The sequence below is a fragment of the Thiopseudomonas sp. SA1F2-1K genome, from assembly GCF_057443035.1.
Genome location: NZ_CM172014.1, coordinates 2,468,104 through 2,488,346 on the forward strand (window position 1 = coordinate 2,468,104; position 20,243 = coordinate 2,488,346).

Here is a 20,243-nt window from a genome sequence, read left to right on the forward strand (position 1 = left end):
AAGAGGAACACTATGGCCCGCGTAACAGTTGAAGATTGCCTTGAAAATGTTGATAACCGTTTTGAACTGGTGATGTTAGCCAGTAAACGTGCACGTCAATTAGCTACAGGCGGCCAAGAGCCAAAGGTGCCTTTAGAAAATGATAAGCCGACAGTATTGGCTTTACGTGAAATTGCCGAAGGCTTAGTGGATAAAGAAATTGTGGCTGCAGAAGAGGCCATGATGGACGAACAGCCTATTTTTGCTGCCTTTGACACTGAACGTTAATTTATGGGCAGTAAGGTTGCGAGTCAGTTAATCGTAAGGGGGGTGTTATGCCTGCCGTAGAACGTCTTGCACAGCAACTTGCAACCTATTTAAATCCCGACCAAGTTAACTTGGTGCGTCGTGCTTACTACTACGCCGAGCAAGCCCATGATGGGCAGCTACGCAGTAGTGGTGAGCACTACATCACCCATCCTTTGGCAGTGGCGCGGGTGTTAGCTGATATGCACATGGATCATCAAAGCCTGATGGCAGCGATGTTACATGATGTGATTGAAGATACTGGCATTCCTAAAGAAGCAATTACTGCACAGTTTGGCGAAAACGTAGCAGAACTGGTGGATGGCGTTACTAAACTGACGCAAATGAACTTTGGCACTAAAGCTGAAGCTCAAGCAGAAAACTTTCAGAAGATGGCGATGGCCATGGCCCGTGATATTCGGGTGATCTTGGTTAAGCTGGCGGACCGTTTGCATAATATGCGCACTTTAGGCGCGCTAAATGCTGAAAAGCGCCGCCGTATCGCCAAAGAAACCCTTGAGATTTATGCGCCAATTGCTAATCGCTTAGGCATGAATCGAATTTATGCTGAGTTTGAAGACTTAGGCTTCAAAGCCATGCATCCGATGCGTGCCGAGCGGATTCAAGTGGCGGTGCGTAAAGCCCGGGGTAATCGTAAAGAGCTGGTTAATCAAATTCAGCAATCGATCACCGACTGCCTAGCCCGCGAAGAGATTGCCGGTGAAGTCAGTGGCCGCGAAAAGCACCTCTATAGCATTTATCGCAAGATGCGCGGCAAGCGCAAAGCCTTTAACGACATCATGGATGTCTACGCGTTTCGCATTGTGGTGGATAAGGTGGATACCTGCTATCGCGTATTGGGCGCGGTGCATAACTTGTATAAGCCGATTCCTGGCCGCTTTAAAGACTATATCGCGATTCCTAAGGCTAACGGTTACCAGTCACTGCACACCACCTTGTTTGGTTTGCATGGGGTGCCGATTGAAATTCAAATTCGTACCAATGAAATGGAAGAGCTAGCCAACAATGGGATTGCAGCGCACTGGCTGTATAAATCCAGTGAAGAGGATATGCCCCGCAATAACCATGCACGGGCTCGGCGCTGGGTCAAAGGCTTGCTGGAGCTGCAGCAAAGTGCCGGTGACTCGTTAGAATTTATTGAAAACGTCAAAATCGATTTATTCCCCGATGAGGTGTATGTCTTTACCCCTAAAGGGCGAATTATGGAGCTACCTAAAGGCTCCACCGCGGTCGACTTTGCTTACGCGGTGCATACTGATATTGGTAATACCTGTGTCGCGTGCCGGATTAATCGCCGCTTAGCGCCCTTATCCCAAGCTTTAGAAAGTGGCGCAACGGTTGAAATTATTACCTCTGCTAATACGCGGCCTAGCCCTTCGTGGCTAAACTTTGTAGTGACTGGTAAAGCCCGTACCCATATTCGTCATGCCTTAAAGCATCAACGCCGTTCAGAATCGGTGAGCCTAGGTAAGCGTTTGCTAAATAAGGCCTTAGATAACTTATCGGCCACCTTTGAGCAAATTTCCAGCAGCCGTATCGCCACCTTATTGGCTGAATATCAGCAAGCGGAATTAGACGACTTGCTGGAAGATATTGGTTTAGGCAATCGCACTGCACACGTAGTGGCTTTACGTTTGTTGGCCGAGGAAGGCAGTGATCAACATCCATTGGCTGCAGAAGGGCCCTTGGCCATTCGTGGCACTGAAGGCTTGGTCCTCAGTTACGCCCGTTGTTGTACGCCGATTCCAGGTGATCCGATTGTTGGTCACTTATCTGCAGGTAAAGGCATGGTGGTACACCGTGAAACCTGTAAAAATATTGCCGAATTTAGACAAAACCCTGAAAAATGTATTCCCTTAACTTGGGCTAAAGATATTGAGGGTGAGTTTAATGTGGAGCTGCGCATTGAGCTGGCGCATCAGCGCGGGTTGATTGCCTTACTTGCAGGTTCTATCAGTGAAGCGGATGCCAATATTGAGAAAATCAGTGTTGATGAGCGCGATGGCCGGATGAGTGTGGTGCAGTTAGGAGTCAGTGTGCGCGATCGTGTTCATTTAGCTCAGGTTATTCGTAAATTACGTACACTTAACGGGGTGAGCAGAATTACTCGCGCTCGCACCTAAGGTTCTAGTAAAGGCAAGCTTGGCTTGCCTTTTTCTTTTGATAACAACAGCAGATCGAGGCATCCATGAGCAAAGAAATTATTAGTAGCCCGCAAGCCCCCGCCGCCATTGGTACTTACTCACAAGCGGTAAAAGTGGGAAATACGGTGTATATGTCGGGGCAGATTCCGCTCGATCCGCAAACCATGGAGTTAGTCTCCAGCGAGTTTGAGCCGCAAGCGGTACAAGTCTTTGAAAATTTAGCAGCAGTGGCGAAAGCTGCTGGCGGCTCTTTAGCTGATGCCGTGAAGCTGAATATCTCGCTGACCGATTTGGCTAATTTTGCCACCTTAAATGAAGTGATGGCGCGCTACTTTACAGCCCCTTATCCTGCGCGTGCAGCCGTAGGCGTGGCGGCTCTACCTAAGGGGTCACTGGTAGAAATTGAAGCGATTTTAGTGCTTGCGTAAGCATTGATAAAAACGCCTGATGCAATGAATAATCAGCATCAGGCGTATCTAGCTAAGCTTATTTGTGGCTTAAGACCCACTCGGCTAAGGTGTTGGCTTCGTCTTCGGTAACGTTATTTGGCGGCATAGGAATCGGGCCGTAGCTGCCTTGGCTACCATTTTTAATGCTTGCGGCTAAAGTGGCTGCATCTTTTCCGCTAGCTGCTACTTCTTTCAGTGCTGGCCCCACCAGTTTAGTTTCAACTGTATGGCAAGCAACGCAGGCTTTGGTTTTAAATAACTCTTCAGCATCAGCTGCCAGTGCAACTTGAGCACTGAACGCTCCCCCAATTAAAACGGCAGAAAGTAAGATTTTTTTCATTTTTAGTTTTCCTAGTTATCGCTCATCAAAAGCGCAGTAGTACAACGGCTTTATAAGTATCAGGGTCAGCCGTTTTGCTCATGCAGCCAGCGGTCTAAACCCAGACTGCGGTTAATCAATCAAATGCGGCAATGACTCAACTAGTCCTGAGATATTCAGCGGAGCACGGATCACTCCTAGCTGTTCTCCTTGGGGATTAATTAAGGCTAGGTTGCCACTGTGATCCACGGTGTAATGGGGTTTACTGGTATCGCCTGGGATAAACGGAATGCTAGTGGCATTACTTAATAATTGAATATCCTCAATCGCGCCGGTGAGTCCTAAAAACGATGGATCAAAGTAGTGTAGATATGCCTTTAATTGCTCTGGTGTATCCCGATCTGGATCAACACTTATCATTAAAATTTGGATTTGAGCTTGGATTTCTTGAGGTAATTGGCTTTTTATCCGTTTCAGCTCAGCCAAGGTAGTTGGGCAAATGTCAGGACAGAAGGTATAACCAAAAAAAACTAGGTGCCACTTACCTTTAAACTGATCGGCTTGGTAGGTTTGGCCATCACTGCCTTGCAGGCTGATAGCAGGCAGTTGCCGCGCCTTGGGAAACTGAATGATGCCAGCTTGTTGAAAATTGACCGCAGGAGCAGTGGGGCTAGGTAAGAGTTTAGCGATGACTAAGCCTAAAACCGCAGCTAGCACAATGGCGATTAGACTAACGCTAAGCGCTCGACCTTTAATAATGTAGGGCATGACAAACCTTATCCTCAGGAATGTGAGGTGCTATCATCTTATTTATTCACTAGTAGCGCAAACCCCTGCGGCAATTGACCGCCTAAAGCGCGGTGCTGAGGCTAAGTTCAGGTACACTGCAAAAAAAGGAGCCGCTATGTCTAGTCATCCATTTGCTGCATTAACCCCTGAGGTAGTTCTAGCTGCTGTTGAGCAGTTAGGCTTTTACAGTGATGCCCGTATTTATCCACTAAACAGTTATGAAAACCGTGTTTATCAGGTGGGTCTTGAAGAGGCCGCACCGCTGATTGCTAAGTTTTATCGGCCCAATCGCTGGACGCGCCAGCAGCTTTTGGAGGAGCATCAGTTTACCCAAGACTTAGCGGCGCATGACATTCCAGTAGTGCAGCCGTTAACAGTACAGGGGCAGAGTTTATTTGAATACGCTGGTTTTTATTTTGCGCTCTTTCCTCGGCAAGGAGGCTACGCTCCTGAGCCGGGTAACTTAGATCAGCTGTACCGTTTAGGTCAATTAGTGGGACGCTTACATGCGCTTGGCAGTAGCCAAACCTTTCGCTATCGCCGTGAGCTGACAGTCGCGCATTATGGCCTCGAGGCCGCCCAGCAAATTTTTCAAAGTGGTTTTTTGCCAACCAATTTAGCTAAGGATTGGAACCTACTTTGCCAGCAGTTACTGGAAAAAGTCGGGCAGATTTTTCAGCAGTATCCCTATCAGGCGATCCGAATTCATGGTGACTGTCATCCGGGAAACTTGTTATATCGTGATTCAGGCTTTTTTGTGGTGGATTTTGACGACTGCAAAATGGGGCCAGCAGTGCAGGATTTGTGGATGATGCTAGCAGGTGATAGGCAAGAACAAACTCTGCAAATTAATGAGTTAATTGAAGGTTACCAAGAGTTTCAGCGCTTTCCTACTACGCAGTTGCATTTGATTGAAAGTTTACGCACCTTGAGAATGCTCAACTACAGTGCCTGGCTAGCCCAGCGTTGGCAAGACCCTGCTTTTCCTCATAGTTTTCCTTGGTTTGCTCAAGAGCAGTATTGGTACGAGCAATTACAGAGTCTCACCCTGCAACTTGAGCAGTTAGGGCAACCGGCTTTAACTTTGTATAACTAGCCGATGCTAGAGGTCTTCAGGAAGCCGATTAATTTTTGGCAACTGCTGTTGTAGGCGCTGCCATAAGTCAGTGGCTGGATTGCGGCTAGGGGCGGGCTTAAGTTGAGTTAAATAATGGCTGCCACCTAGCTGCCGAATTTGTTGCTGAATCCAGCGCGCTGAATTTAACATCTGCGCCGTTGGTTGATCTGGCCGCCGAGTGAGTGGGCTGGGTAGGCTAGCGGCTAATAACGCCGACTGTTGAGGATTAAGATAGGGTGCTGGGTGTTGAAAATAATACTGAGCGGCCGCTTCTGCGCCAAACACGCCAGGTCCCCATTCAGCAATATTGAGATACACCGTTAAAATACGTTCTTTATTCCAAAATAGCTCGATCCATAGGGTGAACCAAGCTTCTAACGCTTTTCTTAACCAGCTGCGCGATGACCACAGAAATAAGTTTTTTGCTACTTGCTGGGTTAGGGTGCTAGCGCCGCGGACTGTAGCTGCGGTTTTATTATGGCGATAAGCTGCTTTAATGGCAGTTAGATCAAAACCACGATGTTGAGCAAAGCGTTGATCTTCAGCGGCAATGACCGAGAGTTTGAGATGATCAGGAAAGCTGTCAAAATCACGCCACTGATAATTTAATGCATAACTTTGGCCTTGGGTAATGGCGCTCAGCTTGCGTTCGAGCATCAACATACTGAAAGGTGGATTAATCCAGCGCACGCTAAGTACGCTTAAAATACTTAAACCCATCACTGCAAGGCTAGCTAAGAATAGCCAGCGGCTGATTTTTTTGAACATGTTTTGTTACCTTACCTCTGGCCTACGGCTGCCGATGGTGGCCCAAGGTATTATGTTAGCTGAACTAGGAGCACCGAACGATGTACCCATTAATACTATTAATAGCCAGTGTACTGGGATTAACCGGCGTTGGCTTGGGCGCTTTTGCAGCCCATGGCTTGCGTTCAGAGTTAACAGCCAGTGCGTTAGCCGTTTTTCAAACCGGTGTGCAGTATCAGCTACTGCATGCGCTGGTATTAGTCGCAATTGGCTTGGCTGCAATATCACAGCGCAATGCTTGGTTAAGCGCTGCGGCTAGTTTTATTGTGCTCGGGGTTGTGCTGTTTTCTGGCAGCTTATATTTGTTGGTTTTAACTCCGTTAAAATTAGGCTTAGTCACGCCTTTAGGTGGGTTATTGCTCATGTTGGGCTGGCTCTGTTTAGGCGTAAGTAGTGTGCGGCTAATGGGTAAAAAAACCGTTGGCTAACAATGGTAAACTAGTTTTTTTGCGTTGATAAGCTTGGTGCTTACAGCCTAATCTCGTTAAAATGTTCAGCTTGCAAAGGAGCGTGACGATTAATGGTTATTCAGCTAAATGGTGAGCCTTACACTGTATCTGAGGGCACGAGCATTGCGGACTTATTGATAGCTCTTGAGTTAACTGAGCGCCGAGTCGCCGTTGAGGTGAATCTTGAGATTGTGCCCCGTAGCCAGCATGCCACTACGGTGCTGCAAGCCAATGATCAGGTCGAGGTAGTACAAGCTATTGGTGGCGGTTAGTCGTGCGCTGCACTTTGTCGATTAAATTCTCTTACTCCTTATTAGGATGCCTATATGACGCACTCTCGCCTTGATACACCGCTGACTTTAGCGGGTAAAACCTATAACTCACGTTTATTGGTCGGTACAGGTAAGTATAAGGATTTAGAGGAAACCCGAGCCGCGATTGAGGCCTCTGGTGCAGAAATTGTGACGGTTGCAGTGCGCCGCACAAATATTGGTCAGTCAGCCAATGAGCCCAACTTGCTGGATGTGATTTCTCCCGATCGTTACACCATTTTGCCTAATACGGCAGGCTGCTATAACGCCGAAGAAGCGATTCGTACGTGCCGTTTAGCGCGGGAGCTTTTAGGCGATCATCGTTTGGTTAAGCTAGAAATTTTAGCCGATGATAAAACCTTATTTCCCAACGTAGTAGAAACCTTAAAAGCGGCTAAAACCTTGGTTGATGAAGGTTTTGAGGTGATGGTGTACACCAGTGATGACCCGATTATTGCCCGTGAATTAGAAGCTATTGGCTGCATTGCAGTTATGCCGTTAGCAGGCTTAATTGGCACTGGGTTAGGGATTTGTAACCCCTATAATCTGCGAATTATTTTAGAAGAAGCGAAGGTTCCAGTCTTAGTTGATGCAGGGGTGGGTACCGCTTCGGATGCCGTCATTGCGATGGAGATGGGCTGCTCCGCCGTGTTAATGAATAGTGCCATTGCTTTGGCTGAGCAACCGGTCTTAATGGCTGAGGCAATGAAGTATGGAATTGAGGCCGGGCGCTTGGCTTATTTGGCTGGCAGAATGCCCAAAAAACTCTATGCCAGTGCTTCTTCACCCTTGGAAGGCTTAATTAACTAAGCGATGGGTGAGCGGTTGATTTATTAGTTGCCGAGGCAGGTGCCTCGGCCTTTTTTATACATAGGTTGAACATGACTGATGCAGCTGCGCCTTCTGTGCGCCGTGAAATTAAGAGTTTTGTGATGCGTGCCGGGCGTATGACTCCGGGCCAGCAACGGGGATTAGATGAAGGTTTACCCAAGTTTGGGCTAAAAATCAGTGATGGAGCGATTAATCCAGCACAGGTGTTTGAGCGCCAAGCGCCCTGTACCTTAGAAATTGGTTTTGGCATGGGGCACTCACTGGTTGAAATGGCTGCCGCGGCGCCTGAGCAAGATTTTATTGGGATTGAAGTGCACCGCCCAGGAGTTGGCTCGTTACTCAGCGGTTTATTGAGCCAGAATTTATCGAATGTGCGGGTGTATCAGGAAGATGCAATTGAAGTGTTAAAACAGTGTATTCCTGATGCTAGCTTGGATCGTTTATTACTATTTTTCCCCGACCCTTGGCATAAAGCACGACATCATAAGCGGCGCATTGTGCAGCCTGAGTTTGCTCAACTGGTGCGCAGCAAGCTAAAAGTAGGCGGTGTGTTTCATATGGCCACCGACTGGGAGCCGTATGCTGAATATATGCTTGAGGTAATGCAGGTGGCAGCTGGCTATCAAAACTTATCGAGTAGCGGTAATTGGGTCGAGCGCCCAGCTGAACGCCCAGTGACTAAGTTTGAACGCCGTGGGCACAAGCTAGGCCACGGGGTGTGGGATTTAAAGTTTCAACGTACTGAATAGCGGGTTACAGACCTGTGCTGCAAGCTGTTAGCCTGCAGCACAGGCTACGGATTATCCGTCGTGGCGTAATAAGTCTTTAAATAATGCCATGTGCCGTGCAGTTTGTGGCGCTTGAGTCAGATGGTTGGCGCGCAAAATCGCTTTTAAATCTTCTAACGCAGTGGCAAAGTCATCGTTAACGATAACGTAGTCATACTCAACGTAATGACTCATTTCGCTAGTCGCTTCATCCATTCGCCGTTGAATAATAGACTCATCATCTTGTCCGCGATTACGTAACCGCTGCAGTAATGCTTGGCGGGTCGGAGGCAAAATAAAAATAGATTTTGCTTGGGGCATTAACCGCCTAACTTGCTGAGCGCCTTGCCAGTCAATTTCGAGAATTAGATCTTGGCCAGCAGCTAAAGTGTGCTCCACCCAGATTTGGGAGGTGCCATACCAGTTGCCAAATACTTCGGCGTGCTCTAAAAATTCGCCACGCTTTAGCATCGCAGTAAACTCAGCCACTGAAGTAAAGTGATAGTTTACCCCATCCTGCTCGCCAGGGCGCATGGCACGGGTAGTGTGTGATACTGAAACGCTCACTTCGGCAGTGCTATCTAATAGTGCTTTAACTAAACTGGTTTTTCCTGCACCGGAGGGGGCTGAAACAATATATAACGTGCCAGAGTGGGCCATGTTCTACCTGTAAAACAATTAAAAATATTTGCGCGCTAGTGTAACTAAAAAACAGCCTAACGTGGATGGAATTATCCAGAACGGGGCCTAGTCTATAACACAGTAAGCGCATGGTTGATAAATTAAGGAGAAACAGCATGACTCAGAACACCACCACCATGGTGGATCGTTTCTTAGCGATGATCGAAAAAGATCAGGATAATGCAATGGTAAGGCTGTCGTTAGGCAATGCTTATCTTGCAGAAAAGCTTTACCCCGAGGCGATTACTCACCTTAAAACAGCCATTGAGCATGATCAAAGCTATTCAGCCGCTTGGTTAAATTTGGCCAAAGCCTATGAGCTGGCAGGCGATTATGCCAAGGCCATTGATACCTACCAAAAAACCGCAGAGATTGCTGAAGAAAAGGGCGACTTACAGATTGTGCGGCAAGCAGAAGTATTAATGAAAAAAACGCAGAAAAAACTACACAATGTTGAAGCAATTACCACGGCAGAGGCGAAACACTCAGCCGACTAAGGTGAGCTGTCTTTACCCTGCAACAGGCGTAGAATAGCGGCAATTTACTTCTATTGAGCGCCGTTGCGGGGTGATGTGCCAGCCAATGAGCAGTTTTTTTTCACGGGTAGTTAAAACGCTTAATCCAGACCCAGATCCTGAGATCAGCGCTGCCTTTACCTACGCTGAGCAGCACTTGCCAACCTTGTGGTTATTGGGCAAAACCGGTGCAGGTAAATCCACGCTGATTAAAACCTTAACCGGTGATAGTCAGATTGAAATTGGCCGGGGTTTTAAGCCCTGCACCCAAACCGCAGCGCAGTATAATTTTCCCCAAGCTAAGCCACTGCTGAGTTTTTTAGATACTAAGGGGCTAGCTGAAGCTGGTTATGATGCAAAAGAAGATATTGCTTGGTGTGCAGCCCGTAGTCATGCCTTATTGCTGGTGGTGAAAATTGATGAGACCGATCAAAGCCAATTATTAAACGCCCTAAAAAGCATTCAGCAGTCGGCCAAAATCACCCAGGCTAGTTTATTAATTACTGGTATTGATCAAGTCACTGATGCGCAAGAGCAGGCGCGACTAATTAGCTATCAGCAACAGCAGTTTGCCCAGTATTGGAAAGAATTAACCTGCTTAGCTGTCGACTTTGTTTCAGCGCGCAAAGAGCAATCAGTTGCCGCGTTAGTGGAGCATTTAAGCCAGCAATTACCGGTCCTGCGCGAAGTCTTTGTCGAGCAAGCGGCCAGCGATCAAGAGCAGCAAAACTTTTTACGCTTAAAAACCGAGGTTTTATGGTACGCCGCAGCGGCCGCTGCAACGGATGCTTTGCCAGCGCTGGGATTAGTGGCAGTACCTAGTATTCAAACTAAGTTGCTGCATAGTTTAGCTAATCACTATGGTTTGCCTTGGAGTAAAAAACATCTGGCCAGTTTATTAGGCGCTATGGGCAGTAGTTTTGTGCTGAAATACCTGTCGCAGTTTGGTATCCGACAGCTGGTTAAATTAATTCCGGCCTATGGCCAGCTAGTTGGCGGCGCCACCGCTGCCGCTGCGAGTTATGCCAGCACCTATGCATTAGGACGTGTGGCCTGTTTGTATTTTTACCGGCAATTACAACAGGAGCCGGTTTCTCGTGAAGAGTTACAAAGCCTGTTTAAGCAGGCTTTGCTTGAGGTTGTGCCTTTAACTAAAAAAGAGCCAGACCATGCTGAGTAAAATTAAGCGTTGGTATTTATTCTCGCGCCGTGGCAGCTATTTTATGCTGTTAATGGTGTGTTTGCCGGTGTTGTTGCTGGCAGGCTTTGGTGGCTTTGCCATTATTAAGCATGGCTATGGGTTGATATTTATTGGCAGCTTGTTGCTCAGTACGCTGCTAGGTCTTTTGCCTTTGTGGTGGCGCCGCCGCCCGTTAACGCCAGTGCCTAACCAGCCGATAGCATTAGATTTACAGCAGGCGGTTACTACGCCTGAGTATTGGAGTGAATTTGATCAAGGGGTACAGCAGCAGCTGTTGCCAGTCATCAGTGGCTTAGTTCAAGCACCGATAGCTTGGTCACAGCTGCATATAGTGGGGCTTAAGGTATTACGCAGTACAGCAGAGCAATACCAACAGAATAACCAGCACGCTGAATGGGCCTTTACTGCGCCTGAGCTATTAACGGCAGTCGAGCAAGCCAGCCAGCGTTTGCAGCAATTACTGGATGAACATGTGCCAGGGGTGGATCAAGTGAAGCTCTCAGCGTTGCTTTGGGCTAATATCCAACGTCAGCGCTTACAACCTTTGTCACGCCTTTATCAGATATATCGTAAGGTGCGCATGGTGACCCCCGAGGGCATCATCGCCGAGTTACGTAGCCAATTTTTTGATCGCGCCTTTGCCGGCTTAAACGATGAATTGCAGAGCAAGCTTCAGCAGCTAATTTTATTAGAAGTATTGCAGCTGGCAATTGATTTATATGGCGGTCATTTACGTCACCTGAATCGCCCGCTGGCGCTGTCTAAGGCTGCAGCGCAAGATGCACAGCGCTTGGCGCTAGAGCCAGAACCAATCCGCGTGGCTTTTGTCGGCCAAGAAAATGCCGGTAAATCCAGTTTAATTAATAGTCTATTGGCGCAGTTTAAAGCTGAAACCGATGGTTTACCTGCCACCGATCAGGTGCAAGCCTATCCTTTTGGCAGTGAAACAGCACAGCCTATGCTGCTGTTAGATTTACCAGGACTACACGGGGCGCGTTTTCAGCAGCAGCTTAAAGAGTATCTTGAACTGCTGGCAGATTGCGAGGTGATAGTTTGGGTACTTAAAGCCAATCAGAGTGCAAGACAGCTGGATGTAGCCTTAAGGCAGGCGTTAGACGCTTGGCTGCAACAACGGCTTCAGCGTCAGCAGAAACTGCCGCTTATCGTGGGTGTGCTAACCCATGCTGATCGACTCGCTGATCAGCCTACCTTGCTCGAAGCGCAGCAATATAATCAGCAGCTGCTGGCGCTGCCAACGCTACTAGTGCCCAGTGCTACTACCTTAGCTGAGGCGCAGCAATCACTGGCCGAGCAATTGAGTGAGTATTTATTCGTTAACTATGCTGCTGCGCTGAATGTGCAATTGCAGCGGCGGCGTATAGAAGGTGCCGCATTTTCGTTTAAAAAAGAATTCCAACGATTCTCCAAAGGAGGCAAGCACATGGTCAAGACCCTTTTAAACTCTCAGTCACCACCTTCGTGAGCGTCAAGCGTTGATCCCCTTTCGCGTCTTACCTTATTAACTGGACTGACTTATGGCCTTTATTTTAATCACTATTGCGGTGCTGGGATTTTTATCCATTATTTTAGAAGATGTGATCCATGTGGATAAAGCACGCTCGACCTTGTTTTTCGGTACCTTAGCTTGGGTGCTGTACTTTATTAATCCGCCAGGGCACTTATCCACAGAGCAGTTGATGCATGCTCTGAATGAAAACTTGTTAGAAATTGCCACCCTGTGGTTATTTCTAATGGCAGCAATGACCTTTGTGGCCTATGTTTCTAGCAAAGGCGTGATTGATGCATTGGTTAACAAAGTGCTGCCAAGCCGTATGTCGGAACGTAAATTGATGTATGTGGTGGGCCTGTTTGCCTTTGTTTTCTCATCAATGGCCGATAACATCACCGCCACCTTGGTTTGCATTACGGTATTACTTAGCCTCAATTTAAGCACCGAAAAGCTGCTGCGCTATCTGGTTTTGGTGGTGTTTGCGGTGAACTCGGGAGGGGCGGCGTTAATCACCGGTGACGTCACCACCTTAATGATTTTCTTAGCCGATAAAGTCAAAATTGGCGACTTAATTTTACTCAGCTTGCCAGCGCTGGCGTCGGTCATTTTCCTTGCTTTTATCTTGTCTATTTCGTTAAAAGGCGAAGTGGTACTGGTTAAGCAAAAGATGACCATTGCCCGCGGTGATGTCTTTATTGCTGGGCTATTTTTAGCCACCATTCTTGGCACCATTGGTGCTAACGTCGCTTTTGGTATTCCACCGGTTTTATCATTTTTGTTTGGTTTGGGAGTAATGTTTATGGCGGTGCATTTCCTGAACAAAGACGAGGCCGTACTAGAGTACATCCGTAAAATCGAGTTCGATACGCTGCTATTTTTCTTAGGCGTGTTATTGCTAGTTGGCATCTTAAAAGAAATGGGGGTGTTGGCGCATTTCCCTCAACTGTATGAGCATTTGCCGACACTGGCGGCTAACTACACCGTGGGCTTAATTTCCGCCCTATTTGATAACGTGCCGCTGACCGCGGCTTTATTAAAGTCAGGCATTGATATGACAGAAGCTCAGTGGTTAACCCTGACTTACTCAGTGGGGGTGGGCGGTTCGTTACTGGCGATTGGCTCGGCTGCAGGAGTGGTGGCAATGAGTAAAATTGAGGCGCTGACCTTTATTACTTATTTACGCTTTTCCGGCTACCTATTAGCTGCCTATAGCCTAGGCTTTTTAGGCGTGTATTTAGTCAGCTTTGCTATTTAAGTTACTTAATTAACAGGCTGTAGCTCTGCGCTAACCTAATCCATGGGGCAGAGTTACGGTTTAAGAACTTAACTGCGCGGCGCGTAAGCGAACACATCAGACAGCATTTGCTCAGGGCGCATGCCAGCTGCAACTAACGCATCTTGGGTGGCATAAACCATAGCGGGTGAGCCACTGACGACCACTTGATACTGTGCCAGCTGAGGAATATCTTCACAAATGGCTTCAAATAACAGGCCTTTACGACCTAGCCAGTTTTGATCATGGCTGACAATTTTATGGTAGTGCAGGTTAGGTAAGCTTAACCAGGTATCCATATTGGGGACGTGATAAAAATCAGCTTCTTGGCGAGCGCCCCAATACAGGTGAATTGGCTGTTGAGCACCGAGCGCACGGTAGTGTTCTAAAATACTGTGCATTTGCGCCATACCCGTACCAGCAGCAATCAATAATAAGGGTTTATCTTCTACTAATTGCTGACTATGCACATTACCGTGGGGCAGCGAAAGGGTTGCACCTTGCTGGGCACTAATATAAGCCAACAGTGCTTGCGGGGCATTATCACGGGCTAAAATATGCAGCTCTAAATAGCGTGCTTGATGCGGTGCCGAGGCAATAGAAAAAGCAGCCACCTCGCCATCTTCACGCTCAACCAATGCATATTGCCCAGCGAAGTAACGTACGGGTTTTCCCGCGGGCGGTAATAATTGGACGCGAAACACATCGCCATCAAGGGCTTGAATATCCGTGAGCTGACAAAATACCCGACTGACGGGGAGTTCATTTGGTGCCAAAACAGAGTTCCAATTTAAAATAATATCTTCTACAGCAATTGCCCGACAGGTGTTAATAGTTTGTCGGGCACCGTAGGTTTGCGCTACACACTGGGCACGGCCCTGAATAATAGTGGCCATGCACAGATTACAGTTACCATTTCGGCAGCTGTAGGGTACTTGATACCCTAAGCGGATAAAGCCATCTAGAATCCGTTCATTTGGGCGTAGCTGAACGACATAGCCGGCAGGCTTAACGGTTACTTCCATGCTGCACTTATCCTCTGCTAAATGGCGGTTAATCGATTCCTAGTTGCTGCCAAATTTCATCGACCCGAGCTTTCACTGCTGGGTCTTGCTCAATCACTCGGCCCCACTCGCGGTCCGTTTCACCGGGCCATTTGTGGGTAGCATCTAAGCCCATTTTACTGCCTAAACCAGAAATAGGAGAGGCAAAATCTAGGTAGTCGATCGGGGTGTTATCAATCATTACCGTATCCCGCTTAGGATCCATGCGGGTGGTAATGGCCCAGATTACATCGTTCCAGTCACGGGCATTAATATCATCGTCAGTAACGATGACAAACTTGGTGTACATAAACTGTCGCAAGAAGCTCCACACGCCAAGCATTACCCGTTTGGCATGCCCTGGATACTGCTTCTTAATGGTGACCACCGCCATGCGGTATGAGCACCCTTCAGGGGGCAAGTAAAAATCAGTAATCTCAGGAAATTGCTTTTGCAGAATAGGGACAAACACCTCATTCAGCGCTACCCCTAAAATAGCCGGTTCATCCGGTGGACGGCCGGTATAGGTGCTGTGATAAATAGCGTCTTGGCGCTTGGTTATGCGCTCAACGGTGAATACTGGAAACTGATCCACTTCATTGTAGTAACCGGTATGGTCACCGTAGGGCCCTTCATCGGCCATTTCGTTGGGATAAATAAAGCCTTCGAGAATAATTTCAGCACTGGCCGGTACTTGCAGATCACTGCCAATAGCTTTTACCAGTTCAGTACGTGAACCGCGGAGTAAGCCAGCAAAGGCATACTCTGACAACGTATCTGGAACCGGAGTGACGGCTCCTAAGATCGTCGCAGGGTCTGCACCTAAAGCCACTGCCACTGGATACGGCTGATCAGGGTATTTCTCACACCAGTCGCGATAATCTAAGGCGCCACCACGATGACTCAGCCAGCGCATAATAACTTTATTACGGCCAATGACCTGCTGGCGATAAATGCCTAAGTTTTGACGCTCTTTATTAGGGCCTTTGGTAATGGTAAGCCCCCAGGTAATTAAAGGCGCAGCATCACCTGGCCAACAGGTTTGAATGGGTAGTTCAGCTAAGTCGACTTGCTCACCTTCAATCACTACGGCTTGGCAGGGCGCATCTTTGCGTACTTTGGGCGCCATGGCGATGACTTTTTTAAATAACGGCAGTTTATTCCAAGCGTCCTTTAGACCTTTAGGCGGCTCGGGTTCTTTAAGCTGAGCCAAGAGGCTGCCGATTTCACGCAATGCGCTGATACTGTCTGCTCCCATGCCAAGCGCGACGCGCTCTGGGGTGCCAAATAGATTACCTAACACTGGCATGTCGTAGCCAATCGGGTTTTCAAACAACAGCGCCGGCCCACCTTTACGTAAGGTGCGGTCGCAAATTTCCGTCATTTCCAGAACAGGAGAAACAGGGTGGGACACACGTTTCAATTCGCCCCGTTGTTCAAGGGCTTGGATAAAATCGCGTAAGTCTGTGTATTGCATGGAAGCTCCCGCTTAAAGCAGGCGGGAGGTTAATTCTGACTTGAGGAAGCAGGATTAACCACCACCTAAGGTCTGCGCTGTAGATTATTTACTGCGCTTCATCGACATAAAGAATTCATCATTGGTTTTGGTGTCTTTGAGCTTATCCAATAAGAATTCAATCGCTGCAATTTCATCCATTGGGTGCAGCAGTTTGCGTAGAATCCACATACGTTGTAGCTCTTCTTCCGAGGTGAGCAGTTCTTCACGACGGGTGCCCGAACGGTTAATGTTAATCGCAGGGAACACACGCTTTTCTGCCACTCGGCGATCTAGCTGCAACTCCATGTTACCGGTGCCTTTAAACTCTTCGTAGATCACTTCGTCCATTTTCGAGCCGGTTTCTACTAGGGCAGTGGCGATAATCGACAACGAGCCACCTTCTTCAATATTACGTGCCGCACCAAAGAAGCGCTTAGGCTTTTCTAAGGCGTGGGCATCAACCCCACCCGTTAGTACTTTGCCTGAGCTAGGAACTACGGTGTTATAGGCACGGGCTAGACGGGTAATGGAGTCTAAAAGAATCACCACATCTTTTTTGTGCTCGACTAAGCGCTTGGCTTTTTCGATCACCATTTCGGCCACCTGTACGTGACGAATAGGTGGCTCATCAAAGGTTGAGGCGACCACTTCACCGCGTACGGTGCGCTGCATTTCGGTTACTTCTTCAGGGCGCTCATCAATCAGTAATACGATCAGATGGCACTCTGGGTTATTGCGGGTAATGTTGGCTGCGATATTTTGCAGCATAATGGTTTTACCCGCTTTGGGCGGGGCAACGATTAGTCCGCGTTGGCCTTTACCAATGGGTGCACACAGGTCAATCACACGGCCGGTTAAATCTTCAGTCGAACCATTACCGGCTTCCATCAACAGACGCTGATTAGGGAAGAGAGGGGTGAGGTTCTCAAATAGAATTTTATTTTTGGCGTTTTCTGGGCGATCAAAGTTAATGGAATCAACCTTGAGTAACGCAAAATAACGCTCGCCATCTTTAGGTGGGCGAATTTTACCAATAATGGTGTCTCCGGTGCGCAGGTTAAAGCGGCGAATCTGACTCGGAGAAACATAAATATCGTCAGGACCGGCTAAGTAAGACGAGTCAGCTGAGCGTAAAAAACCAAAGCCATCTTGTAAAATTTCTAGTACGCCATCACCTGAAATTTCTTCTCCACTGCGTGCATGACGCTTCAGAATAGAGAAAATGATGTCTTGTTTACGTGAGCGAGCCATATTATCAAGGCCCATTTGCTCTGCCATGTGCAGAAGCTCTGCCACTGGCTTTTTCTTTAATTCGGTCAGATTCATAGGGAATGACGATGACATGATATTTTTAGATTTGATAAGTAATAGTAGAACAAGCGATAGGCTTGAAGAGGTGCATCACGTAGAGAAAATAACTCAAGGGCTACTTTAAAGTCTGATAGGGGTATCAGTAACGCTATGCAAAATACGATGATGGCTTGGGCATCACAGGAGGAAATCTATCACTTAGTAAGGCTAGCGTCCAGCGTTACAGGTAATTTACCGATCGCTGAACGCAGGCATAAGACTAAAGCCTAGGTCTGGCTTAGAGGTGGCTATCCAAGAATGCCGCCAGCTGGGTTTTAGTTAAGGCACCCACTTTTTGGCCTTCTTCATTACCATTTTTGAACAGCATTAAAGTAGGAATACCGCGTACGCCGTACTTGTTAGGGGTTTCTTGGTTGTCATCAATGTTTAACTTACAGATACTGACTTTACCCGCATAATCAGCCGCGATTTCTTCCAGTACTGGAGCAATCATTTTGCATGGGCCACACCACTCTGCCCAATAATCAACCAATACAAAGCCTTCTGCTTGTAAAACATCTTGCTCAAAGCTGCTGTCACTAATGTCTTTAATTAACTCGCTCACGAAATTCTCCTCAGTCTGCGGTTTGACGCATTTTAAGATAGGTGTCAATCATAATAGCTTGACTGGCAATAGAGCGAAAGTCGTAAAGTGGCTTTTGGCGGTAACTATTTTTTTCTGCTGGCAGCAGTAATTTTTATGGCGACTGCGGTATGAGCATGGCAGGATATGCTTATTGTTAGTATGGAATAATCGGAATGCCTAATTCGGTTGCGAAAAACTTTCCCATGATTGCTGCGATTGATCTTGGATCTAATAGCTTTCATATGGTGCTGGCTAAAACTGAACAGCAAGAAATTAGAATTCTTGAGCGAATCGGTGAAAAAGTACAGCTAGCTGCGGGTATTACGGAAGACTTAAAGTTACAAGAGGATGCGATTAAGCGTGGCTTAGATTGTCTGCGACGATTTGCTCAGTTGATTCATGGCTTGCCAGATGGTGCGGTGCGGATTGTTGGCACAAGCTCGCTCCGAGTGGCTCATAATCGGGAAAACTTTATTAGTCGGGCTGAGGCAATCTTAGGGCACCCAGTTGAAGTGGTGTCGGGTCATGAAGAGGCGCGTTTAATTTATTTAGGGGTATCCCATACCCTGGCCAATACCCCAGGTAAACGCTTAGTGGTGGATATTGGGGGCGGTAGTACTGAGTGTATTATTGGGCAGTTTTTTGAGTCTCAACTGCGCGGCAGTGTGCAAATGGGCTGTGTGGCCTACACTCGGCGCTTTTTTAACGAAGGCAAAATCACCCAAAGCCACTATAAAAAAGCCTATACCGCGGCCCGTTTAGAACTTATGGAGTTAGAACACGCTTTAACCCGTTTGGGTTGGCAAGACTGTGTGGGATCTTCAGGGACGATTCGCTCTATTGGCCATGCTTTAGCCGCTGCCGAGATTACCAATGGCGAAATTACGCCGCAAGGTATTGCCTGGCTGAAAGCTAAGGTGCTGAAATTTAAGCATGTAGATGACATTGATATCGCTGGGGTAAAACCGGAGCGCAGTGCTATTTTGCCTGCCGGTTTGGCCATTTTAGAAGCCATTTTTGATGCGTTAGCCATTCAGTCGATGAGTTTATCTGAAGGTGCTCTACGAGAAGGCGTACTCTATGATTTGCTTGGGCGCTACTCCCAAGAAGATGTGCGAGAGCGCTCAATCAAAGGCTTGATGGAGCGTAGCCATGTGGATGTGGATCAGGCGCTACGGGTTGAGCAGCAAGCCTTAAATTTATTAGCCCAAGTAAAAACTGACTGGCAGCTTGAGGATGAGTGGCTAGAAGAAATACTGAGCTGGGCCGCACGGGTGCATGAAGTGGGGCTTGATATTGCCCATTATCACTACCACAAGCATGGTGCGTACTTGGTGGAGCACTCTGACTTAGCTGGCTTTTCACGACAAGATCAGCAAATGATGGCCTTGTTAGTGCGCGGTCATCGGCGCAATATCCCAATTGAGCGTTTTAAAGAGCTGGGCGAAGACGGAGAGCAGCTATTAAAGCTATGTGTGTTATTACGTTTGGCGATTTTATTGCGCCATATTCGTGGCCCTGTTGAGCTACCTACGCCTAAGGTAAAGGTGAAAGGGCGCAATATTAGTGTCAGTTTTCCCAATAAATGGCTAAAAGAGCACTCCCTGACGGCTGCTGACTTTAAGAAAGAAGCCGAGTGGTTACAGCGGATAGATTTTATCTTAACTGCGCAGTAATAAACGTTATAAAAAACGGTGACTAGCTTGCCAGTTAGTCACCGTTTTTTTTATCAGAAGTCGTAGTGTTGTGGGTTCGCCACTGGGCTAATTCAACCACCTTAGATTGTGTGTAATTCTGTGAGTAAGTTGGTGGTGAGTTTGGGGTAGATTGTGGATAAGGGTGTGGAGCCAGTTTGCAAGAAGCAGGGCGAGAACCATACATAAAGACCAATCCTTGCAGTCTTTCTTGGGCCGTCACGGTGAACTCAAAGCGGTATTTTCTGGCTAGACGCCAGCGGCCATTGGCATCACGAAGTCGCTGCCAGCCGGCAAAGGCAACATTCTGATCAAGCAGCTGAACCCCTTGCTCAGTGCAGGTTTTTAGCGCATAAGCTAAGGCTTTTTCCCGCACGCCATGGGCACGCCAGAGCCAAGCAAAGGCCAATACCAGTAACAACCAAAAGGTGAGTTTAGCTAAGGTCATAGGGTGCTTCCTAACATCAAGTGCTGGTTGATGGAATAAGCCATAAGGTGCGGCATTTAGGCTGTGAATAAAGTTAAGTGTTCAGTGGATAACTATGTTGAAAGTTACTATAATACGCGACTTATTTTGCATTATTAACTGGTTGAGGGAACTCT

General features: G+C 47.5%; 22 protein-coding genes. 13 read left to right on the forward strand and 9 right to left on the reverse strand.

Annotation, left to right across the window (positions count from 1 at the left end; translation table 11 throughout):
- Positions 1–12: 12 nt before the first annotated feature.
- The 3 genes from rpoZ to AC2T15_RS12005 all read left to right on the forward strand — a co-directional run bounded on the left by rpoZ (position 13) and on the right by AC2T15_RS12005 (position 2,878).
- Positions 13–267 (forward strand): DNA-directed RNA polymerase subunit omega, encoded by a 255-nt coding sequence (rpoZ, locus tag AC2T15_RS11995; RefSeq protein ID WP_053103199.1) that lies wholly within the window; start codon positions 13–15, stop codon positions 265–267.
- A 47-nt stretch (positions 268–314) separates the two neighbouring features.
- Complete coding sequence (spoT, locus tag AC2T15_RS12000) at positions 315–2,429, forward strand: bifunctional GTP diphosphokinase/guanosine-3',5'-bis pyrophosphate 3'-pyrophosphohydrolase (RefSeq protein ID WP_286594000.1); 2,115 nt, start codon at positions 315–317, stop codon at positions 2,427–2,429.
- A gap of 65 nt (positions 2,430–2,494) precedes the next feature.
- Entirely contained in the window at positions 2,495–2,878 is a 384-nt protein-coding gene (locus AC2T15_RS12005) for a RidA family protein (RefSeq protein WP_053100809.1), read from the forward strand.
- 58 nt (positions 2,879–2,936) lie between these two features.
- Here AC2T15_RS12005 and AC2T15_RS12010 read toward each other — a convergent pair whose 3' ends face one another.
- Together AC2T15_RS12010 and AC2T15_RS12015 are read right to left on the reverse strand one after the other, a co-directional pair.
- Positions 2,937–3,239 (reverse strand): c-type cytochrome, encoded by a 303-nt coding sequence (locus AC2T15_RS12010; RefSeq protein WP_286594002.1) that lies wholly within the window; start codon positions 3,237–3,239, stop codon positions 2,937–2,939.
- 111 nt (positions 3,240–3,350) lie between these two features.
- Positions 3,351–3,986, reverse strand: coding sequence for an SCO family protein (locus AC2T15_RS12015; RefSeq protein WP_053100811.1), 636 nt, complete (start codon positions 3,984–3,986; stop codon positions 3,351–3,353).
- Positions 3,987–4,122: 136 nt separating this feature from the next.
- Here AC2T15_RS12015 and AC2T15_RS12020 point away from each other — a divergent pair, with 136 nt between their 5' ends.
- Entirely contained in the window at positions 4,123–5,103 is a 981-nt protein-coding gene (locus tag AC2T15_RS12020) for a serine/threonine protein kinase (RefSeq protein ID WP_486778410.1), read from the forward strand.
- Positions 5,104–5,109: 6 nt separating this feature from the next.
- Here AC2T15_RS12020 and mtgA read toward each other — a convergent pair whose 3' ends face one another.
- Positions 5,110–5,892 (reverse strand): monofunctional biosynthetic peptidoglycan transglycosylase, encoded by a 783-nt coding sequence (gene mtgA / locus AC2T15_RS12025; RefSeq protein WP_486778411.1) that lies wholly within the window; start codon positions 5,890–5,892, stop codon positions 5,110–5,112.
- An 80-nt stretch (positions 5,893–5,972) separates the two neighbouring features.
- Here mtgA and AC2T15_RS12030 point away from each other — a divergent pair, with 80 nt between their 5' ends.
- The 4 genes from AC2T15_RS12030 to trmB all read left to right on the forward strand — a co-directional run bounded on the left by AC2T15_RS12030 (position 5,973) and on the right by trmB (position 8,271).
- Positions 5,973–6,359 carry a DUF423 domain-containing protein gene (locus AC2T15_RS12030; protein ID WP_053100813.1) on the forward strand — a complete coding sequence of 129 codons (387 nt, stop codon included), beginning with the start codon at positions 5,973–5,975 and terminating at the stop codon, positions 6,357–6,359.
- Positions 6,360–6,451: 92 nt separating this feature from the next.
- Complete coding sequence (thiS, locus tag AC2T15_RS12035) at positions 6,452–6,652, forward strand: sulfur carrier protein ThiS (protein WP_053100814.1); 201 nt, start codon at positions 6,452–6,454, stop codon at positions 6,650–6,652.
- Positions 6,653–6,706: 54 nt separating this feature from the next.
- Positions 6,707–7,501 carry a thiazole synthase gene (locus tag AC2T15_RS12040; protein WP_053100815.1) on the forward strand — a complete coding sequence of 265 codons (795 nt, stop codon included), beginning with the start codon at positions 6,707–6,709 and terminating at the stop codon, positions 7,499–7,501.
- A gap of 71 nt (positions 7,502–7,572) precedes the next feature.
- Entirely contained in the window at positions 7,573–8,271 is a 699-nt protein-coding gene (gene trmB / locus AC2T15_RS12045) for a tRNA (guanosine(46)-N7)-methyltransferase TrmB (protein ID WP_053100816.1), read from the forward strand.
- 51 nt (positions 8,272–8,322) lie between these two features.
- On the opposite strand, the gene gmk is transcribed toward trmB, so the two are convergent.
- Complete coding sequence (gene gmk, locus AC2T15_RS12050; RefSeq protein WP_053100817.1) at positions 8,323–8,949, reverse strand: guanylate kinase; 627 nt, start codon at positions 8,947–8,949, stop codon at positions 8,323–8,325.
- A gap of 137 nt (positions 8,950–9,086) precedes the next feature.
- Here gmk and AC2T15_RS12055 point away from each other — a divergent pair, with 137 nt between their 5' ends.
- The 4 genes from AC2T15_RS12055 to nhaD all read left to right on the forward strand — a co-directional run bounded on the left by AC2T15_RS12055 (position 9,087) and on the right by nhaD (position 13,451).
- Entirely contained in the window at positions 9,087–9,467 is a 381-nt protein-coding gene (locus AC2T15_RS12055) for a tetratricopeptide repeat protein (protein WP_486778412.1), read from the forward strand.
- A gap of 85 nt (positions 9,468–9,552) precedes the next feature.
- A complete protein-coding gene (locus AC2T15_RS12060) occupies positions 9,553–10,665 on the forward strand; it encodes a YcjF family protein (RefSeq protein ID WP_486778413.1) in 1,113 nt (370 codons plus the stop codon).
- Positions 10,655–12,169 carry a GTPase family protein gene (locus AC2T15_RS12065; protein WP_486778414.1) on the forward strand — a complete coding sequence of 505 codons (1,515 nt, stop codon included), beginning with the start codon at positions 10,655–10,657 and terminating at the stop codon, positions 12,167–12,169. Before AC2T15_RS12060 ends, AC2T15_RS12065 begins: the two co-directional genes overlap by 11 nt.
- Positions 12,170–12,221: 52 nt before the next feature.
- Positions 12,222–13,451 carry a sodium:proton antiporter NhaD gene (gene nhaD, locus AC2T15_RS12070; RefSeq protein WP_486778415.1) on the forward strand — a complete coding sequence of 410 codons (1,230 nt, stop codon included), beginning with the start codon at positions 12,222–12,224 and terminating at the stop codon, positions 13,449–13,451.
- A gap of 68 nt (positions 13,452–13,519) precedes the next feature.
- Here the strand turns inward: nhaD and AC2T15_RS12075 are convergent, their stop codons facing one another.
- The 4 genes from AC2T15_RS12075 to trxA form a co-directional block, all read right to left on the reverse strand.
- On the reverse strand, positions 13,520–14,494 hold the full coding sequence (locus AC2T15_RS12075; RefSeq protein ID WP_486778416.1) for a 2Fe-2S iron-sulfur cluster-binding protein: 975 nt from the start codon (positions 14,492–14,494) through the stop codon (positions 13,520–13,522).
- Positions 14,495–14,522: 28 nt separating this feature from the next.
- Complete coding sequence (ubiD, locus tag AC2T15_RS12080) at positions 14,523–15,989, reverse strand: 4-hydroxy-3-polyprenylbenzoate decarboxylase (protein ID WP_486778417.1); 1,467 nt, start codon at positions 15,987–15,989, stop codon at positions 14,523–14,525.
- Positions 15,990–16,073: 84 nt separating this feature from the next.
- Positions 16,074–17,336, reverse strand: coding sequence for a transcription termination factor Rho (gene rho, locus AC2T15_RS12085; protein WP_053100824.1), 1,263 nt, complete (start codon positions 17,334–17,336; stop codon positions 16,074–16,076).
- Positions 17,337–17,598: 262 nt separating this feature from the next.
- Positions 17,599–17,925 (reverse strand): thioredoxin TrxA, encoded by a 327-nt coding sequence (trxA, locus tag AC2T15_RS12090; protein WP_053100825.1) that lies wholly within the window; start codon positions 17,923–17,925, stop codon positions 17,599–17,601.
- A gap of 194 nt (positions 17,926–18,119) precedes the next feature.
- Here trxA and ppx point away from each other — a divergent pair, with 194 nt between their 5' ends.
- Positions 18,120–19,622: an exopolyphosphatase gene (ppx, locus tag AC2T15_RS12095; RefSeq protein ID WP_286594010.1), complete on the forward strand. Its 1,503-nt coding sequence runs from the start codon at positions 18,120–18,122 to the stop codon at positions 19,620–19,622.
- Between the two features lie 34 nt (positions 19,623–19,656).
- Here the strand turns inward: ppx and AC2T15_RS12100 are convergent, their stop codons facing one another.
- The gene (locus tag AC2T15_RS12100) at positions 19,657–20,088 is read right to left on the reverse strand and encodes a DUF3301 domain-containing protein (protein ID WP_286594011.1); all 432 of its coding nucleotides are present in this window, start codon (positions 20,086–20,088) and stop codon (positions 19,657–19,659) included.
- Positions 20,089–20,243: the final 155 nt, after the last annotated feature.

What these genes read in the sequence shown, in the direction of transcription:
- rpoZ (WP_053103199.1), top strand. Translation starts at nt 13, where the DNA reads ATGGCCCGCGTAACAGTTGAAGATTGCCTTGAAAATGTTGATAACCGT.
- spoT (WP_286594000.1), top strand. Translation starts at nt 315, where the DNA reads ATGCCTGCCGTAGAACGTCTTGCACAGCAACTTGCAACCTATTTAAAT.
- AC2T15_RS12005 (WP_053100809.1), top strand. Translation starts at nt 2,495, where the DNA reads ATGAGCAAAGAAATTATTAGTAGCCCGCAAGCCCCCGCCGCCATTGGT.
- AC2T15_RS12010 (WP_286594002.1), bottom strand. Translation starts at nt 3,239, where the DNA reads ATGAAAAAAATCTTACTTTCTGCCGTTTTAATTGGGGGAGCGTTCAGT.
- AC2T15_RS12015 (WP_053100811.1), bottom strand. Translation starts at nt 3,986, where the DNA reads ATGCCCTACATTATTAAAGGTCGAGCGCTTAGCGTTAGTCTAATCGCC.
- AC2T15_RS12020 (WP_486778410.1), top strand. Translation starts at nt 4,123, where the DNA reads ATGTCTAGTCATCCATTTGCTGCATTAACCCCTGAGGTAGTTCTAGCT.
- mtgA (WP_486778411.1), bottom strand. Translation starts at nt 5,892, where the DNA reads ATGTTCAAAAAAATCAGCCGCTGGCTATTCTTAGCTAGCCTTGCAGTG.
- AC2T15_RS12030 (WP_053100813.1), top strand. Translation starts at nt 5,973, where the DNA reads ATGTACCCATTAATACTATTAATAGCCAGTGTACTGGGATTAACCGGC.
- thiS (WP_053100814.1), top strand. Translation starts at nt 6,452, where the DNA reads ATGGTTATTCAGCTAAATGGTGAGCCTTACACTGTATCTGAGGGCACG.
- AC2T15_RS12040 (WP_053100815.1), top strand. Translation starts at nt 6,707, where the DNA reads ATGACGCACTCTCGCCTTGATACACCGCTGACTTTAGCGGGTAAAACC.
- trmB (WP_053100816.1), top strand. Translation starts at nt 7,573, where the DNA reads ATGACTGATGCAGCTGCGCCTTCTGTGCGCCGTGAAATTAAGAGTTTT.
- gmk (WP_053100817.1), bottom strand. Translation starts at nt 8,949, where the DNA reads ATGGCCCACTCTGGCACGTTATATATTGTTTCAGCCCCCTCCGGTGCA.
- AC2T15_RS12055 (WP_486778412.1), top strand. Translation starts at nt 9,087, where the DNA reads ATGACTCAGAACACCACCACCATGGTGGATCGTTTCTTAGCGATGATC.
- AC2T15_RS12060 (WP_486778413.1), top strand. Translation starts at nt 9,553, where the DNA reads ATGAGCAGTTTTTTTTCACGGGTAGTTAAAACGCTTAATCCAGACCCA.
- AC2T15_RS12065 (WP_486778414.1), top strand. Translation starts at nt 10,655, where the DNA reads ATGCTGAGTAAAATTAAGCGTTGGTATTTATTCTCGCGCCGTGGCAGC.
- nhaD (WP_486778415.1), top strand. Translation starts at nt 12,222, where the DNA reads ATGGCCTTTATTTTAATCACTATTGCGGTGCTGGGATTTTTATCCATT.
- AC2T15_RS12075 (WP_486778416.1), bottom strand. Translation starts at nt 14,494, where the DNA reads ATGGAAGTAACCGTTAAGCCTGCCGGCTATGTCGTTCAGCTACGCCCA.
- ubiD (WP_486778417.1), bottom strand. Translation starts at nt 15,989, where the DNA reads ATGCAATACACAGACTTACGCGATTTTATCCAAGCCCTTGAACAACGG.
- rho (WP_053100824.1), bottom strand. Translation starts at nt 17,336, where the DNA reads ATGAATCTGACCGAATTAAAGAAAAAGCCAGTGGCAGAGCTTCTGCAC.
- ppx (WP_286594010.1), top strand. Translation starts at nt 18,120, where the DNA reads ATGCCTAATTCGGTTGCGAAAAACTTTCCCATGATTGCTGCGATTGAT.
- AC2T15_RS12100 (WP_286594011.1), bottom strand. Translation starts at nt 20,088, where the DNA reads ATGACCTTAGCTAAACTCACCTTTTGGTTGTTACTGGTATTGGCCTTT.